The organism is uncultured Winogradskyella sp., assembly GCF_947496485.1.
Taxonomy (GTDB): Bacteria; Bacteroidota; Bacteroidia; order Flavobacteriales; family Flavobacteriaceae; genus Winogradskyella.
This window is the reverse complement of record NZ_CANMCZ010000009.1, coordinates 1-13,768: the sequence shown is the minus strand read 5'-3', so window position 1 is coordinate 13,768 and position 13,768 is coordinate 1. Positions and strand designations below refer to the sequence as shown.

17 protein-coding genes and 1 tRNA gene are annotated in these 13,768 nt (G+C 32.0%); 16 read left to right on the top strand and 2 right to left on the bottom strand.

The features are described from left to right. Positions 1-14 precede the first annotated feature (14 nt). The 5 genes from Q0822_RS17815 (at position 15) to Q0822_RS17795 (ending at position 4,560) form a co-directional block, all read left to right on the top strand. Entirely contained in the window at positions 15-557 is a 543-nt protein-coding gene (locus Q0822_RS17815; RefSeq protein WP_299126300.1) for an ATP-binding protein, read from the top strand. Then, the gene (locus Q0822_RS17810; RefSeq protein WP_299126299.1) at positions 557-2,452 is read left to right on the top strand and encodes a RecQ family ATP-dependent DNA helicase; all 1,896 of its coding nucleotides are present in this window, start codon (positions 557-559) and stop codon (positions 2,450-2,452) included. The genes Q0822_RS17815 and Q0822_RS17810 overlap by 1 nt, the downstream gene beginning before the upstream one ends. After that, complete coding sequence (gene fmt / locus Q0822_RS17805) at positions 2,449-3,408, top strand: methionyl-tRNA formyltransferase (RefSeq protein WP_299126298.1); 960 nt, start codon at positions 2,449-2,451, stop codon at positions 3,406-3,408. The genes Q0822_RS17810 and fmt overlap by 4 nt, the downstream gene beginning before the upstream one ends. A gap of 196 nt (positions 3,409-3,604) precedes the next feature. After that, positions 3,605-3,877, top strand: a complete 273-nt coding sequence (locus Q0822_RS17800) for an HU family DNA-binding protein (protein WP_008271173.1) — start codon at positions 3,605-3,607, stop codon at positions 3,875-3,877. A gap of 128 nt (positions 3,878-4,005) precedes the next feature. Beyond that, positions 4,006-4,560: a YqgE/AlgH family protein gene (locus tag Q0822_RS17795; protein WP_299126297.1), complete on the top strand. Its 555-nt coding sequence runs from the start codon at positions 4,006-4,008 to the stop codon at positions 4,558-4,560. Here the strand turns inward: Q0822_RS17795 and Q0822_RS17790 are convergent. Together Q0822_RS17790 and Q0822_RS17785 are read right to left on the bottom strand one after the other, a co-directional pair. Then, positions 4,557-5,408 carry an aminotransferase class IV gene (locus Q0822_RS17790; protein WP_299126296.1) on the bottom strand — a complete coding sequence of 284 codons (852 nt, stop codon included), beginning with the start codon at positions 5,406-5,408 and terminating at the stop codon, positions 4,557-4,559. The two genes, Q0822_RS17795 and Q0822_RS17790, sit on opposite strands and share 4 nt — an antisense overlap. A 65-nt stretch (positions 5,409-5,473) precedes the next feature. Beyond that, positions 5,474-5,866: an START-like domain-containing protein gene (locus tag Q0822_RS17785; RefSeq protein ID WP_299126295.1), complete on the bottom strand. Its 393-nt coding sequence runs from the start codon at positions 5,864-5,866 to the stop codon at positions 5,474-5,476. A gap of 130 nt (positions 5,867-5,996) precedes the next feature. Here Q0822_RS17785 and Q0822_RS17780 point away from each other — a divergent pair. The 11 genes from Q0822_RS17780 (at position 5,997) to Q0822_RS17730 (ending at position 13,135) form a co-directional block, all read left to right on the top strand. Next, a tRNA-Met gene (locus Q0822_RS17780) sits at positions 5,997-6,070 on the top strand. A 361-nt stretch (positions 6,071-6,431) separates the two neighbouring features. Further along, positions 6,432-6,980, top strand: a complete 549-nt coding sequence (locus tag Q0822_RS17775; RefSeq protein ID WP_299126293.1) for a hypothetical protein — start codon at positions 6,432-6,434, stop codon at positions 6,978-6,980. Positions 6,981-7,156: 176 nt separating this feature from the next. Further along, positions 7,157-7,633 carry a hypothetical protein gene (locus tag Q0822_RS17770; RefSeq protein WP_299126292.1) on the top strand — a complete coding sequence of 159 codons (477 nt, stop codon included), beginning with the start codon at positions 7,157-7,159 and terminating at the stop codon, positions 7,631-7,633. A gap of 159 nt (positions 7,634-7,792) precedes the next feature. After that, positions 7,793-8,581 carry a DUF6090 family protein gene (locus tag Q0822_RS17765; RefSeq protein WP_299126290.1) on the top strand — a complete coding sequence of 263 codons (789 nt, stop codon included), beginning with the start codon at positions 7,793-7,795 and terminating at the stop codon, positions 8,579-8,581. 147 nt (positions 8,582-8,728) lie between these two features. Then, a complete protein-coding gene (locus tag Q0822_RS17760; protein WP_299126288.1) occupies positions 8,729-9,289 on the top strand; it encodes a hypothetical protein in 561 nt (186 codons plus the stop codon). Between the two features lie 60 nt (positions 9,290-9,349). Further along, on the top strand, positions 9,350-9,541 hold the full coding sequence (locus Q0822_RS17755) for a hypothetical protein (RefSeq protein WP_299126286.1): 192 nt from the start codon (positions 9,350-9,352) through the stop codon (positions 9,539-9,541). Positions 9,542-9,681: 140 nt separating this feature from the next. Continuing rightward, entirely contained in the window at positions 9,682-9,852 is a 171-nt protein-coding gene (locus Q0822_RS17750) for a hypothetical protein (RefSeq protein ID WP_299126284.1), read from the top strand. 171 nt (positions 9,853-10,023) lie between these two features. Continuing rightward, positions 10,024-10,650: a hypothetical protein gene (locus Q0822_RS17745; protein WP_299126282.1), complete on the top strand. Its 627-nt coding sequence runs from the start codon at positions 10,024-10,026 to the stop codon at positions 10,648-10,650. A 190-nt stretch (positions 10,651-10,840) separates the two neighbouring features. Beyond that, positions 10,841-11,776, top strand: coding sequence for a hypothetical protein (locus tag Q0822_RS17740; protein WP_299126280.1), 936 nt, complete (start codon positions 10,841-10,843; stop codon positions 11,774-11,776). Between the two features lie 126 nt (positions 11,777-11,902). After that, entirely contained in the window at positions 11,903-12,280 is a 378-nt protein-coding gene (locus tag Q0822_RS17735) for a hypothetical protein (RefSeq protein ID WP_299126278.1), read from the top strand. Positions 12,281-12,496: 216 nt separating this feature from the next. Continuing rightward, entirely contained in the window at positions 12,497-13,135 is a 639-nt protein-coding gene (locus Q0822_RS17730; RefSeq protein ID WP_299126276.1) for a suppressor of fused domain protein, read from the top strand. Positions 13,136-13,768 lie beyond the last annotated feature (633 nt).

Here is a 13,768-nt window from a genome sequence, read left to right as displayed (position 1 = left end):
AAAATATTGCCAATTTGAATCCAAAGAAAATCGTCATTACTGGTGGACCAGGAACCGGAAAAACGTCAATCATCAATCACCTTGTAAAAGGTGGTTTTCTTTGCTATGATGAAATTTCTAGGCAAATAACACTGCAAGCTAGAAAAGAAGGTATAGAACAATTATTTTTAACAGAGCCATTATTGTTCAGTGAAAAACTTCTTGATGGTAGAAAGCAGCAATTTTTTGATGCTGAAAAAGAATTAGAAAGTGTTGTTTTCTTAGATAGAGGATTGCCAGATATACTAGCATACATGGACTATGTTGGTGACACTTATCCTGAATATTTTGTGAAAGCATGCGAAACCTACACATACGATAATATTTTCGTTTTATCTCCTTGGCAGGAAATTTTCACAAGTGATAGTGAACGTTACGAAAACTTTGAACAAGCCATAGAAATTCATCATCATTTATTAGATACTTATAAGCGTTTTGGCTATAATTTAATCGATGTTCCCTTCGGAAGTATAAAAACTCGGACAGATTTTGTTCTAGACTCCTTAAATTTGCAGTAATGCATCCTATTGAAGTTTTAGAACGTCACTGGAATCATACATCCTTTAGACCTCTACAAGAAGAGATTATCACCTCGGTTTTGAACCATGAGGATACTTTTGCACTATTACCAACCGGTGGAGGGAAATCGATTTGTTTTCAAATCCCTGCTTTAATTCAAGATGGTATTTGCATTGTGGTTTCTCCATTAATTGCTTTAATGAAAGATCAGGTTAACACCCTTAAACAGAAAGGTATTAAAGCAATTGCATTAACTTCTGGTATATCTTATAAAGATTTAGATACACAATTAGATAATTGCATTTACGGCAACTATAAGTTTCTATACCTATCTCCTGAGCGTTTACAACAGCCTTTAGTACAAGAGCGTATTCAGCAAATGCCAGTCAATTTAATTGCTGTTGATGAGGCACACTGCATTAGTCAATGGGGAAATGATTTTAGGCCAGCTTACAAAAATATAAGTATTTTGAGACAGATACATCCTCACGTAAATTGTATTGCTTTAACAGCTACTGCCAAGCACAATGTCGTAGACGATATTATCGAAAATCTCGATTTTGTAAGTCCGAAAATTTATAAAGCATCCTTTGCAAGACCAAATATTGCTTATAGTGTTATTCATACAGATGACAAATTATTTCAATTAGAACATATATTGAATACACATCAAGGTTCATCTATAATATACGTGAGAAATAGAAAAGCAACAATCAATATAAATAACTACTTAATTGCGAAAAAATTCTCTTCTACCTTTTACCATGGAGGTATAACAAATAAAGAAAAGCAAGAACGCTTACACCAATGGACTAATGGCCAGAAACAAATTATAGTAGCTACCACCGCTTTTGGAATGGGAATTGATAAGGCTAATGTAAAAACCGTAATTCATTTCAATTTACCCGAAAGTTTAGAAAGTTATTATCAAGAAGCAGGCAGAGCTGGTCGTAATGGAGAACTAGCATATGCTATTATTCTAAAACAGCATGTGGATGAAGATCACCTTCGCAATCAATTTTTAAGTACACTACCTTCAGTAGACTTTGTAAAAACTGTATATAATAAGTTGTGCAATTATTTTCAAATCTCATATGGGGAAGGAGAAAATAGTTTGCATCAATTCGATTTTAAGTCTTTTTGTAGTGCCTATAAGTTAAGTGCTAGCATTACTTACAATGCATTATTATTACTTGATAGAAATGCGATTATCACCTTAACACAGCATTTTAACTTTAGAACTAAAATTCAGTTTATAACACCCAATACTGTACTATTTCAATATTTAGAAACTCATTTAGATCTCAATATTTTAGTTAAAGTACTTCTTAGAACTTATGGTGGTATTTTTGATTATGAAACTAAAGTGAATCTTAGTTTAATTATTCAGAAATCTAATCTTACAGAAAAACTGGTCATTGAACAGTTAAAACGTTTAGAAAAGGATGGAGTCATCAGTCTGCAAATGGCAAATACAGATTCTGAAATCACCTTTCTGCAGCCTCGTGAGGATGATATAACCATAAACCCAATAGCAAAAACCATAGAGCAACAACATACCCTAAAACATCAGCAAATTGAATCTGTACTAACTTATATTCAAAATGATAAGATTTGCAAGAGTCAGCAGTTACTTGCTTACTTTGGTGAAAAAGGCAATAAAGTCTGTGGCAAATGTTCAGTTTGTAAATTAAAAACATCTGAAATTAATAGTAGTTCAAAAGCGAGTCTTTCTGATGATATTTTAAATACTTTAAAAGTCAAAGCTTTATCATCTCGACAACTATTACATACAATTAAATGTTCTGAACACGAGTTATTACTGACACTTTCAGAATTGATGGAAACAAAAAAGATTAAAATAACAAACGCAAATACCTACACTATTATATGACAACAAATCGCAACTTAAGAATTGTTTTTATGGGTACTCCAGATTTTGCAGTAGCCACATTAAAAGCACTTTTAAACCACAATTATAATGTTGTTGGAGTCATTACTGCTCCAGATCGACCAGCTGGTCGTGGCCAGAAATTGAGAGCCTCAGCCGTAAAACAATTTGCTTTAGAGCAAGATTTAAAGATATTACAGCCAAAAAATTTAAAAGCTGAAACATTTATTGAAGAACTAAAAGCACTTAATGCTAATTTACAAATCATTGTTGCCTTTAGAATGTTACCAAAGGTCGTTTGGCAAATGCCAGAATACGGAACATTTAACCTTCATGCATCCTTATTACCTCAATATAGAGGTGCTGCACCAATTCATTGGGCAATCATTAATGGTGAAACAAAAACTGGTGTTACCACCTTTTTCATTGATGAGAAAATAGATACTGGTGCAATAATTTCGAAAATGGAAACCAAAATAGGAAAAGATACTACTGTTGGCGAACTTCATGATGAGTTAATGCTTATTGGTAGTGAGCTGGTTATTAGAACTGTTCAGCAAATTGAAACCCGAGAAGTTTCTACCACAATACAACCAAAGTCAGAAAATTTAAAAACCGCTTATAAACTTAATAGAGATAATTGTAAAATTGATTGGTCGCAACCTATTGATAGCATATATAATATGATTAGAGGTTTAAACCCCTTTCCTACCGCTTGGTGTTATCTCGACAACGAAGACGACGAGCTATTAAGCATTAAAATTTATGGAGTTGAAAAACTTGAAGAAAAGCATAATTTTGATAATGGACAACTCATATCAACTAAAGATGAATTAAAAGTTGCTTGCACTGGAGGTTACATAAATATTAAAGAAATGCAACTTCCTGGAAAGCGAAAAATGGATGTAAAATCACTCTTAAATGGGTTTCATTTTTCAAAATCGGCAAAACTGCTGTAAACCCTTATTATCATTGGTTTTATAAAAATCCGATGAAATGCATCGTCTTTATTAACAAATGCTATAAGTTATCAACAAATAGTCGTTTTTCCCTTGCTATTACTTGCGTAGCTTAATATTCCTAATAATTTTGTGTACGGATTTTTAATAACAACTATTTAAAAACCGAATTTTTAACAATTTAAAATTAAAATTTATGAACAAAACAGATTTAATCAATGGGATGGCAGAGAATGCTGGAATTACAAAAGCAGCTGCAAAAAAAGCATTAGATTCTTTATTAGTTGACATCGAAGGATCTTTACAAAAAGGTAACAGAGTATCTTTAGTTGGTTTTGGTTCTTGGTCAGTTTCTAGAAGAGCTGCAAGAGACGGAAGAAACCCTCAAACTGGTAAGACTATAAAAATTAAAGCTAAAAATGTAGTAAAATTTAAGGCAGGTTCTGACTTAAGTAGTGCTGTAAACTAAGACATTTTTTGTTTAAAATACAGAGCCTGCTCAATGAGCAGGCTTTTTTTTGCTCTAATTTTAAAGGCTTTAAGTTGTTTTTTTGGGAAAAATACTCTAGTTTTAGTTATCATTAAGGAGATAAAACTATGACCAAACCCGAAAAAGGTAACCTCTTAATTGCTGAACCATCCATAATCGGTGATATATCATTTAATCGTGCAGTGATTCTTTTAGCGGATCACAATGCGTTAGGATCGGTCGGTTTTATCTTAAACAAACCTTTAGATTACAATCTCAAAGATCTCATTGAAGGAACAGAGTCTGACTTTACTGTTTATAATGGTGGACCCGTAGAACAAGACAATCTTTATTTTATCCATAAGTCACCAGATTTAATTCCAAATAGTATAGAAATCTCTAATGGTATTTTTTGGGGTGGAGATTTTAGTGTCGTATTAGATTTAATCAATGAAAATAAAATCTCTAAAGATGATATTCGTTTCTTTCTAGGTTACTCTGGCTGGGACGAACAACAATTAGATACTGAACTACAATCTAATACCTGGTTGGTTTCTGAGAATATTCATGATAACGATATCATAGCAAAAAGCTGCTCTACTTTCTGGAGAGAAAAAATGATAGAATTAGGTGGAGACTATAGTATTTGGTCTAATGCACCTGAGAATCCTAGTTATAATTAAGTTAATCGTAACTTCGCATTTAGCTTCGAAACTACCATTTTAGCAAAATCAGATTTATAAGTCTTTTTGCGATAATTTGTTATTGGCACAATTCCCTTTATCACATTAGTAATAAACAATTCATCAGCTTTCTGTAACTCAAAAGGACTTATCGATTCTTCCTCTACTAACAAGTTAACATCTTTTGCTAATAATTCTAAAATTTGCTTTCTCATAACACCTTTTAAACAACCATCTTCTAGAGGAGGTGTTTTTATTTTATCACCCTTAACTAAAAACAAGTTGCCGTTCAGAGCTTCTATAATACTTTTGTTTGTATTTAAAACTAAACAGTTATCTAAATCATTTTCTTTAGCGTAGATACTACCTATGACTTGAATTGCTTTATTATTAGACTTTAATCCAGATAATAATCCAGGAGCCATAAAATAATCTTTGTATAAATCAACTCTATAATTTAATTGATCAACAATAGTGTAAAATGGATTATTATGTGATTCAGCAGTAATATTAAAATTTACTTTTGCATCATTTGAAGGTAAATATTTACCACCTTCCCCTCTATCGATATTCAAACGTACACGTGCCGACGATTTCAATAAGTCATTAGCTTCAAGTGTTTTTAAGATTTCTGTTTCCAGAAATTCCATAGTAAAGTTCATAGGAATTTCCATACGCAAAATACGCATGGAAGCCATAAGTCTAAAATAATGGTCTTCCCAAAAGAATATTTTACCATTAACCACTTTTAATGTTTCAAAAAGTGCATCTCCATATTTATAACCTCTGTTCTCTGTACTAAGACTAGAATCGCTTTCAGACAGAAGTGTTCCATTAAAATTCACCATAAAAAAATCTCGATTTAGTTTTAAAATAAATCGAGACAAAGATATAATAGATAAGTTAGTTCCGTTTACCTTGAGCCTAAAACTTGTTTAAGGCTCGCAATTTGATTAGTCCATAGCATTTTTCCTTCCTCAATTTCATCATCTTCAGCAAAGTCGGTAACCATTAAAGAGACATCTTTTGTAATTTCATCAACTTGAATACGAATTTCGAAATAGTAAGATGCTCCGTCTTCATCATCTGCAAGCCATCTAAATTTTACGCGTTCACCGCTTTTTTTACTAAGAAGTTTAGCTTGTTCTTCTGAGCCATCCCATATAAATGTAAATAACTCACCACGAGAATTTACGTTATCTGCAAACCACTCTGATAAGCCTGAAGGTGTTGATATATAGGTATATATTAGCGAGGGAGAAGCCTGAATAACAAACTCCATTTCATATTTTTCTTTATCGTCCATTAGTGTATTATATTATATGCTCAATATATACAATTATGGGTCAAATCAAAACTATAAACTAAATTTATTTTTTTTAGAATGTTATGTTTGTTGTCGTAGAATTTGTTTTTATATTTGCAGCCGCAATTATGGCGAGGTAGCTCAGTCGGTTAGAGCGTCGGATTCATAACCCGGAGGTCACGAGTTCAATTCTCGTTCTCGCTACAAAACATAAAATGCAGATTTCAAACGGTTTAGATTTTCACTAAACCGTTTTTTTATGTTTACATATAAAGAAATTCTTGCTTTTGCATACAAAAGAGAATACGATAGTGCATACGATTTGTCAGAGAAACGATTTTTTTCAAAACCAAAAATCTATACCGCAAACGGTAATTTAAACAAACGGTAGTATATCTATTTTTCCTTTAGAGGCCCTGAAACAGAAAAATTAAAACGTCTTACTCCTTTTTACGGTAATACCAATCAATACAACTGCGGAATATTCTATCTGTGATTTATTTGCTAAATTAGTTGCTGAGACACGCAACTAACCATACACAGCAACATTGCCAGTAATTTGAGAATGACGAAATCAGAAACGAAATTATTAGTCGGAATTGGAATTCTGATTTTGCTAATCGATATTTTACTTATGAAATATTGGGTTAGTAATATTAAACCTGACCCATTTATGTCTGTCGGAGTTGAATCGCACAGACTTGAAATATTTGGAGTGAATATTCTGATTGGAATTATTGTTTTCTTCATCAAAAAAAGACTTTCGATTTTATTCTTTGTTAACACAATAGTCTGTTATTGGATATTCTCATTTTTCTGGAATTCCTATTTGGAAAATAATCCTTACTCGCAAACTAGATATGATTTTAAAATTGAGAACAGAAATATTCAATTAAGAATTTCCGAAAACCCAAACACATATGGGATTTATGAATTAAACCCAAACCCTGTGGATTCCCTGAAAATAATTGAAATGGGAATGAATGAAAAAAGAGGAGATAGTATTGTGTTGAAATGGTGGAATGGAGAAATCCAAGAAATGTACTTTTATGATGACAAGTTAATCGGATTATCTGAAAGCCCGAACCCAATTGAACTGAACAAAAAGGAATGAAAAACTACTGGCAACACCGTGTATAATTCATTGCTGGTACTCGCCTACTTACGAAAATCCTCGCGGATTTTCTATTCTGTTTTTATTTGCTAAATTACGTGCTAAACCACGCAACAAACCATATACAAACACGTTGTGTTTAATTTCCCAAAAAACCAAAAACAGAAAAATACGAATTGAATTTAACCGAGAAATACATAAAAATTAAAGAATTTATTTCTGAATATTATTGGATTGCTGGAATACCATTTTTGCTTTGGGGATTTATACTTGCAATGGAAAGTAAAGAAGACATTAATCGGAATCAAAACAAGACTTATGGAATGGTTTATGGCTCAAGACCGATTTATAAGCAATACAGTAAGCGGAATTACAAATATGAATTCTATTACAAGGGAAAAAAATATACTGGAACTTCGACGGCTTATAATTCCGAAAATGTTGAAAATGGGAATTTTTATAAAGTGGAATTCTCAGATAAAAACCCTGAACATAGCCGAATGAATTTTGAATTGGAATACATTAGAGAAATAAAAACTAATGAAAACGGAAAAGTCGACACAACATATGTTCCGAAAGACCAAAAATTGCAGAATGAAATGAAAAACCGAATAGAAAAATATAAAATCGAACTGGACAGTATAAAAAACTAAACACAACAACGGCTATAGTTCATTACGGCGGAATTTTCTACCGAAAATTCCTATCTTGTATCAAAGGCTTGGTTTACGTCGGAATAACACTGCGTGCCATTCCGTAACGAAACCATAGCCAAAACCGTTGTGCAACAGTATATGACCAACCATTGAGAAATGATAAAATTCTTTAGAAAAATTCGTCACAAATTGCTGTCTGAAAATAAATTCAGTAAATACTTAATTTATGCAATTGGCGAAATTGTCTTAGTTGTAATTGGAATTTTGATAGCTCTACAGATAAACAACGTCAATGAGAAAAGTAAAAGTAGAGACCGAGAAGTCAATTATCTGGAAAACCTCAAAGCTGATTTAGTCAGCGAAATTCAGAATAATGAAAATTTTGCTACCTATCGTTTCGAGAAAGCCAAAGCTTGTTCCTCTCTTCTAAATGGTAATGAACCCAATACTGTTGAGGAAGTTCAAAATTACACCGACATATATGAAACGGTATTTGTTTGGAACCAATATGTTCCTAACAATAACACATTTAAAGAATTACTGAGTTCTGGAAATCTTAGTCTGATCAAAAACGACTCGATAAAGAATAAGTTGTTGGAACTTGAAAAACTTTACGCTGGAATATCTACAGGAGAACATCATATGCGCAGAGAGTACGAAACGTATCTCTATGACCCACATGTAAATAATGTTATGGCACTTGGTTTTTTTGATTTAACTAAACCATCATATGGATTTCCTGATAGATTAACACCAGAAAAAATACCGAATGAAATACACAAAAAAATGATTGATGACGCAAAATGGCAACACAACAACGAAGTATTTAAAAATGGACTAAGACTTGCTCAAATGAATAACGGATTTTTAGCAGGAATGCACAAAGATTTGGTAGTTTACATAAATGAATTAACCGAATTGATTGATAAAGAAATAACAAAATAACGTTGCACAACAACGTGTATAATTCATGCTACTCATGAACTTCACTGAAAAATTATATCTTTAAACCAACATCTGATTTGCAGCTGAATCTGACTAACGTCTGATTCCGCACAAATCATACACGAACACGTTGTGCATAATTTAAAAATGGGATTAGACATACATTTAAGAGTAAATAACAGTGAAGAAATAGCACTTGAATACTTTGAAAATAGTCATCTCTATTCTTTAAGTAGAGAATTTTGTAATCTGATTTGCAGACCAGATGTAATTGAACATAAACCTGAACTTGACCAAATCGGTGAAATTACAAATACCGAGATATCTCTTTTCTACAAAATGACCGAATATCCAAGTGAAGAAGAAGTTTTGGATATGATAGAATTCGCTAAAAACAACACTGAAAGAGAGCGTCTAAAATCTGACTTTGAAAAAAGAAAGCAAAAAGTAAATGGGAACATTAAACAATTGAGTCTATTGGTTGTAAATCTAATTTCTAAGCTGGAAAACGTAAATGACCTTTATCAAAGATTAATTATAACCGATTTTGATTCACTAAACTCTACATACTATTTTTCTGATTTTAAAAAAGATAAAGGAAAAGGATATATCGGAAATAATTTTGGACAAGATTTGAGAAATCTTAAACGCTTTCTTAAATTAGCAACTGAACGTGGTTCAGAAACTGTTTGGTTTGAGTTTGGATAAAAAACTATGCACAACACCGTGTATAATTAATTGCTTGGTCACTGCCGACTTACGAAAATTATGGAAGAATTAAAATTACATTCTTTTGGACAAAATGACCATATCGAATCTCTAAAGAAAAAATATAATTCTCTAAAAGAGAAAATTAATGGAAATAAAATTTTGACTGAAAAAGAGAAAGTTTCTGAACTAAAAAGTTTGACAGAATCCTTTAAAAAGGAAAAGAAAGATTCTGAAACTAATCTTTACTAAATTGGAATCTTAGTGAGTTTGCGGAATCTGAAACTGAATTTGAAAAATAAAAACTAAACTGAATTTGGAATTTAGCAAGTTTCGGAATTGCTCACTCAATCGGAATTAAAAAATATATTATACTAACAAATATTTATTTTATGAATAAATCACAGACAATAGGAATTGGAATTATAATCGTTGGAATTATTGCTTATTTATTATTTGAAAATAGCATAATCCAAACAACATCAGGTGCTTTGTGTGCAATTGGTTTAGGACTTATATTAAAATGGATTCCTTTCAAAAAAAAAATTCAACTGAATAATTAATTTTCGGAATATAAACAGCGAAATGCCAACACCGTATATAATTTATTGCTAGTTCTAGTCTACTTACGAAAATCCTCGCGGATTTTCTGTTCGGTTTTTATTTGATAAATTAGGTGCTCAACCACGCAACAAATCATATACAAAACCGTTACCACCAATTAGACCACTCAAATGAGACTGAACTGCAAAAAATGCGGAAATGAAATAAACGAACTGAATTTAACAGAAGAACATAAGTTTGAAATTTGGGGAATGGTTAAGCAGGATTTAAAACTCTTTGCTATTAAAAAAATTATTGATGATTTTGGATTTAGTCATAAAGAGGCGAAAACTATTGTTGCACATATAAATAGTGAATACGGAAAATGTAATCGTTGTAATAATGATGAATTAGACTCTGAAAATACTGAATGTCAAAAATGTGGAGCATTTAACTATAATTTTAAAGAGCCAGTTTTTAACAGCGAATTTTGTTCGCATTTGGAATGGAAACTTGATTTTGACGATTTAGGCATTGTGAACGCTAAAGGATTTTGGTGCGATGGTGTTGATTGCTTTCCGAATGACTTAAAAAGTTTGTCTAAAGAGAATATTGAACAGAACAAATCAATTGTAACACGAGCTTGGATTGGAAAAGGTGGACAAGGAATTTACGAAATGAAAATAAAGTTTGGTAAACAGGCAATTGAGAATTATAAAAAAGGATTGAGTTTGATAGAATGTATTCCTGAAGGAGAATATAAAAATTGGATTAAAATTGAACCTGAAAACAATCGAATTGAAGTATCGCTGAAATAATAGCTGGTGGTAACAACATGCATAATTAATTGATAGTTCACTGCCGACTTACGAAAATTGCTGCGCCAGTTCGCTTCGCTAGTGTCCTAATCGGAATTTCCTAGCTACTGAACAATGGATTACCGCCTTTTTGCTATCTTAGTCTCTACGTAACGAAACCATACAAGAACACGTTGTGGTGCATACCTGAATGAAGAGCATATTGATAATATTAGGGGTTTTAATTGGAATAATCGGACTGATTTTTCTTGCTCTAGTTATTGCTTCATATCGAAGACGACCGAAATTTAATAATAAGGGATTTACGAATTTGGAAAAGAATCTTCTTACTGAACTTTATGAACTTTTTGATTCCAAAACACAAACTAAATTAAAAGCTCAAATTGAATATTTTGAACCAAAAAGAAAATGGAGACAGTATTGGGAAAAAAGTATGTCAATGGAACTTTACGGAGACAACGAAAACCCACTTTCGGACAGCATACGATACAAAAGAAAAGATGAAAGTAAACTAGCAACAATAAGATTTAAAGTTGATGACCACAAATATCATATAGAATTTGACAATTATGATGGACGAATTTGGGGCTGGAAAATCAGACCAAACCCAAAGTCGATTATGAAAAAATCAACAATAAACGTTACAAGCAAGAAGATTAATAATGACCCAAATAGTTTTGCTCAAAGCACTTTCAAAAAAGAAAAACTAAAATCGATTCCTAAATTTTATGGACTTCTTGGAAAGCTAAATAATATTGAATCTATAATTCAAGTCTTTCAACCAATTGGAGCTGAATTTTTAGAGAATTACATTAAGAGAATTGACTCAAAGTTACCAATAGAATATCTCAATATTATTAAACAATCAGAAGGAGTTGATTTTGAAGGTTGTTGCATACTTGGAATATCCGAAATACACTCAACAGGTCTTGACGATGGAAATTACCTCCATTTAGCGGAATTTGATGATGGAATATTAGCTATCAAAGAAGAAGATAAGAGTGGAACAATTTATTACTGTCACTATTCTGGACAATTAGACAATTTAGGAACTGACTTTGGTAAAATAATAACGGAAAGAATAAATGAACAAAAAGTACGACACCTCAACACCGTGTATAATTGATTGCTAGTTCTAGCCTACTTACGAAAATCCTCGCGGATTTTCTATCTGGTTTGTATTTGCTAATTTAGTTGCTGAAACACGCAACTAACCATACAAAAAACCGTTGTACTGCATTAATTCACTCAAATGGAAAGACAAGATTATACGACATTAAAATCACATTACATTCCAAATGAAAAAAAGTATCATTTCATCTTTCCTTTGAAAATCCTTTATGAATATGATGGAATTGACAATCTTGATGTAACTATTGATGATAATATAGCGTATTTCATTATTGAGCCAATTTTACGAAATGAAATTGAATATGATTTTGAATTTATATGGACTAAAAATGATATAAATAAAAACCCAAATTCGTTGGATATTTGTGTGAAACTAAATGATGACAAATTTGATCCTCAAATTGTTATTGACAATTTAGAAAATCAAAAAATGATTAATGGACTCGAATTATATAAAGAGGAATACGGAAAACTGAATAAAATATTTGAAAAAAAATAACGCAGTACAACAATGTATAACCGCAATTACGGCGGATTCGACTACGTCCGAATCCACTGGGAATTGCTAACGTCTGTGCCAAACCGAAAATTAAAACATATAAAACCGTAACTGACGGTTATACGAAACCGAAATCAAATGAATATAATGTACTATAAAACTATCTTTCTGATTTTTGTTTCAACAATTGCGTATTCCCAAAATGTCGAAAAAAATATGAGCAATAAAGTACCTAATAGTGTTGAAATTATTGACAGTCATTTAGACCAATTCTTTGATGAAGATGCAGACATTGTTGTATTTGATGAAATAGAATCTGAAATAATTCACAGAGACATTTTTTTCATCAAAGCAACAGAAGATAGACCATATCATATTTTGTTGAGTTGTGGAATGAGTGCTTTACCAATGAAAGTTCCTGAAGACATAGAATCATCTGAATTTGCAGAAGTTATGATTTTGTTACCAAAAGAATGGAATTTAAACAATCAGTCTTTTAGCGACGAACGTAATTATTGGCCAATTAGAATAATGAAGGAATTAATGATGTTACCACATCCAAATAAAACTTGGTTAGGTTTTGGACATACTTTTGGACACGAAGATGATGATGAACTTGCAGAAGGAATTGGATTTAATTCAGTAATGTTAGCTAGATCAATGGAATTATCAGCTGATTTTACTGAAATCGAACTTAAAAACGATAAAACTATTGACATTTATACTTTAATTCCTCTTTACAAAGAAGAACTGGAATTTAAAAAACAAAATAGTGCAACTGATTTACTTGAGAAATTTGACAAATTCGGAATTGAAGAAATTGTGAAAGTTGGAAGAAAAAATGTCTGTAAATAAAATACTACTGGCAACACTGTGTATAATTAATTGCTTTGGCAAGTGCTTATTTGGAAAATTCCTTCGGAATTTTCTCTGGTACGTATTAGTTTACTAAATTAGTTGCTTAACCACGCAACTAACCATACACAACAACGTTGGTAGCAATGTAACCGCTACATTTTTGCCTAGTTTATTTCTCGGAGATTTTTTTAGATTTTTAAGCCAGATAAGACTGGAAAACTCGACTTCTAAAAACTACGTTTGACGTCGGACTGAAAAGCTGAACCTTTTACTCTGCTGCTTAAAAAATTTATAAGCAAAGCGCAACGTCGGATTTGTTTACTGTCAGCCAAATTTTGTACTGTTGTGATCTGCGTCGCTCGCCTGCTCCACAACGTCGGACTGAAAAGCAGAGCGTGCAATGCAGAACGCTGTAAATAAAACACTTCTGCCAACAATGGCTATAATTCATTGCGCTGGAATTTTCCGCTGGAAAATTCCTCACCTTTTTGCTATCTTAGTCCTTTAACAAAACTTACGGCTACGTTTCGCGCAACGAAACCATAGCCGAGACCGTTGGCAACAAGATGAGAAACCAATTCAAAACAAAGAATAATTTGAATAAATCGCTATTATTTCTATTCTTTATTA

What these genes read in the sequence shown, in the direction of transcription:
- Q0822_RS17810 (WP_299126299.1), top strand. Translation starts at nt 557, where the DNA reads ATGCATCCTATTGAAGTTTTAGAACGTCACTGGAATCATACATCCTTT.
- fmt (WP_299126298.1), top strand. Translation starts at nt 2,449, where the DNA reads ATGACAACAAATCGCAACTTAAGAATTGTTTTTATGGGTACTCCAGAT.
- Q0822_RS17800 (WP_008271173.1), top strand. Translation starts at nt 3,605, where the DNA reads ATGAACAAAACAGATTTAATCAATGGGATGGCAGAGAATGCTGGAATT.
- Q0822_RS17795 (WP_299126297.1), top strand. Translation starts at nt 4,006, where the DNA reads ATGACCAAACCCGAAAAAGGTAACCTCTTAATTGCTGAACCATCCATA.
- Q0822_RS17790 (WP_299126296.1), bottom strand. Translation starts at nt 5,408, where the DNA reads ATGGTGAATTTTAATGGAACACTTCTGTCTGAAAGCGATTCTAGTCTT.
- Q0822_RS17785 (WP_299126295.1), bottom strand. Translation starts at nt 5,866, where the DNA reads ATGGACGATAAAGAAAAATATGAAATGGAGTTTGTTATTCAGGCTTCT.
- Q0822_RS17775 (WP_299126293.1), top strand. Translation starts at nt 6,432, where the DNA reads ATGACGAAATCAGAAACGAAATTATTAGTCGGAATTGGAATTCTGATT.
- Q0822_RS17765 (WP_299126290.1), top strand. Translation starts at nt 7,793, where the DNA reads ATGATAAAATTCTTTAGAAAAATTCGTCACAAATTGCTGTCTGAAAAT.
- Q0822_RS17760 (WP_299126288.1), top strand. Translation starts at nt 8,729, where the DNA reads ATGGGATTAGACATACATTTAAGAGTAAATAACAGTGAAGAAATAGCA.
- Q0822_RS17755 (WP_299126286.1), top strand. Translation starts at nt 9,350, where the DNA reads ATGGAAGAATTAAAATTACATTCTTTTGGACAAAATGACCATATCGAA.
- Q0822_RS17750 (WP_299126284.1), top strand. Translation starts at nt 9,682, where the DNA reads ATGAATAAATCACAGACAATAGGAATTGGAATTATAATCGTTGGAATT.
- Q0822_RS17745 (WP_299126282.1), top strand. Translation starts at nt 10,024, where the DNA reads ATGAGACTGAACTGCAAAAAATGCGGAAATGAAATAAACGAACTGAAT.
- Q0822_RS17740 (WP_299126280.1), top strand. Translation starts at nt 10,841, where the DNA reads ATGAAGAGCATATTGATAATATTAGGGGTTTTAATTGGAATAATCGGA.
- Q0822_RS17735 (WP_299126278.1), top strand. Translation starts at nt 11,903, where the DNA reads ATGGAAAGACAAGATTATACGACATTAAAATCACATTACATTCCAAAT.
- Q0822_RS17730 (WP_299126276.1), top strand. Translation starts at nt 12,497, where the DNA reads ATGAGCAATAAAGTACCTAATAGTGTTGAAATTATTGACAGTCATTTA.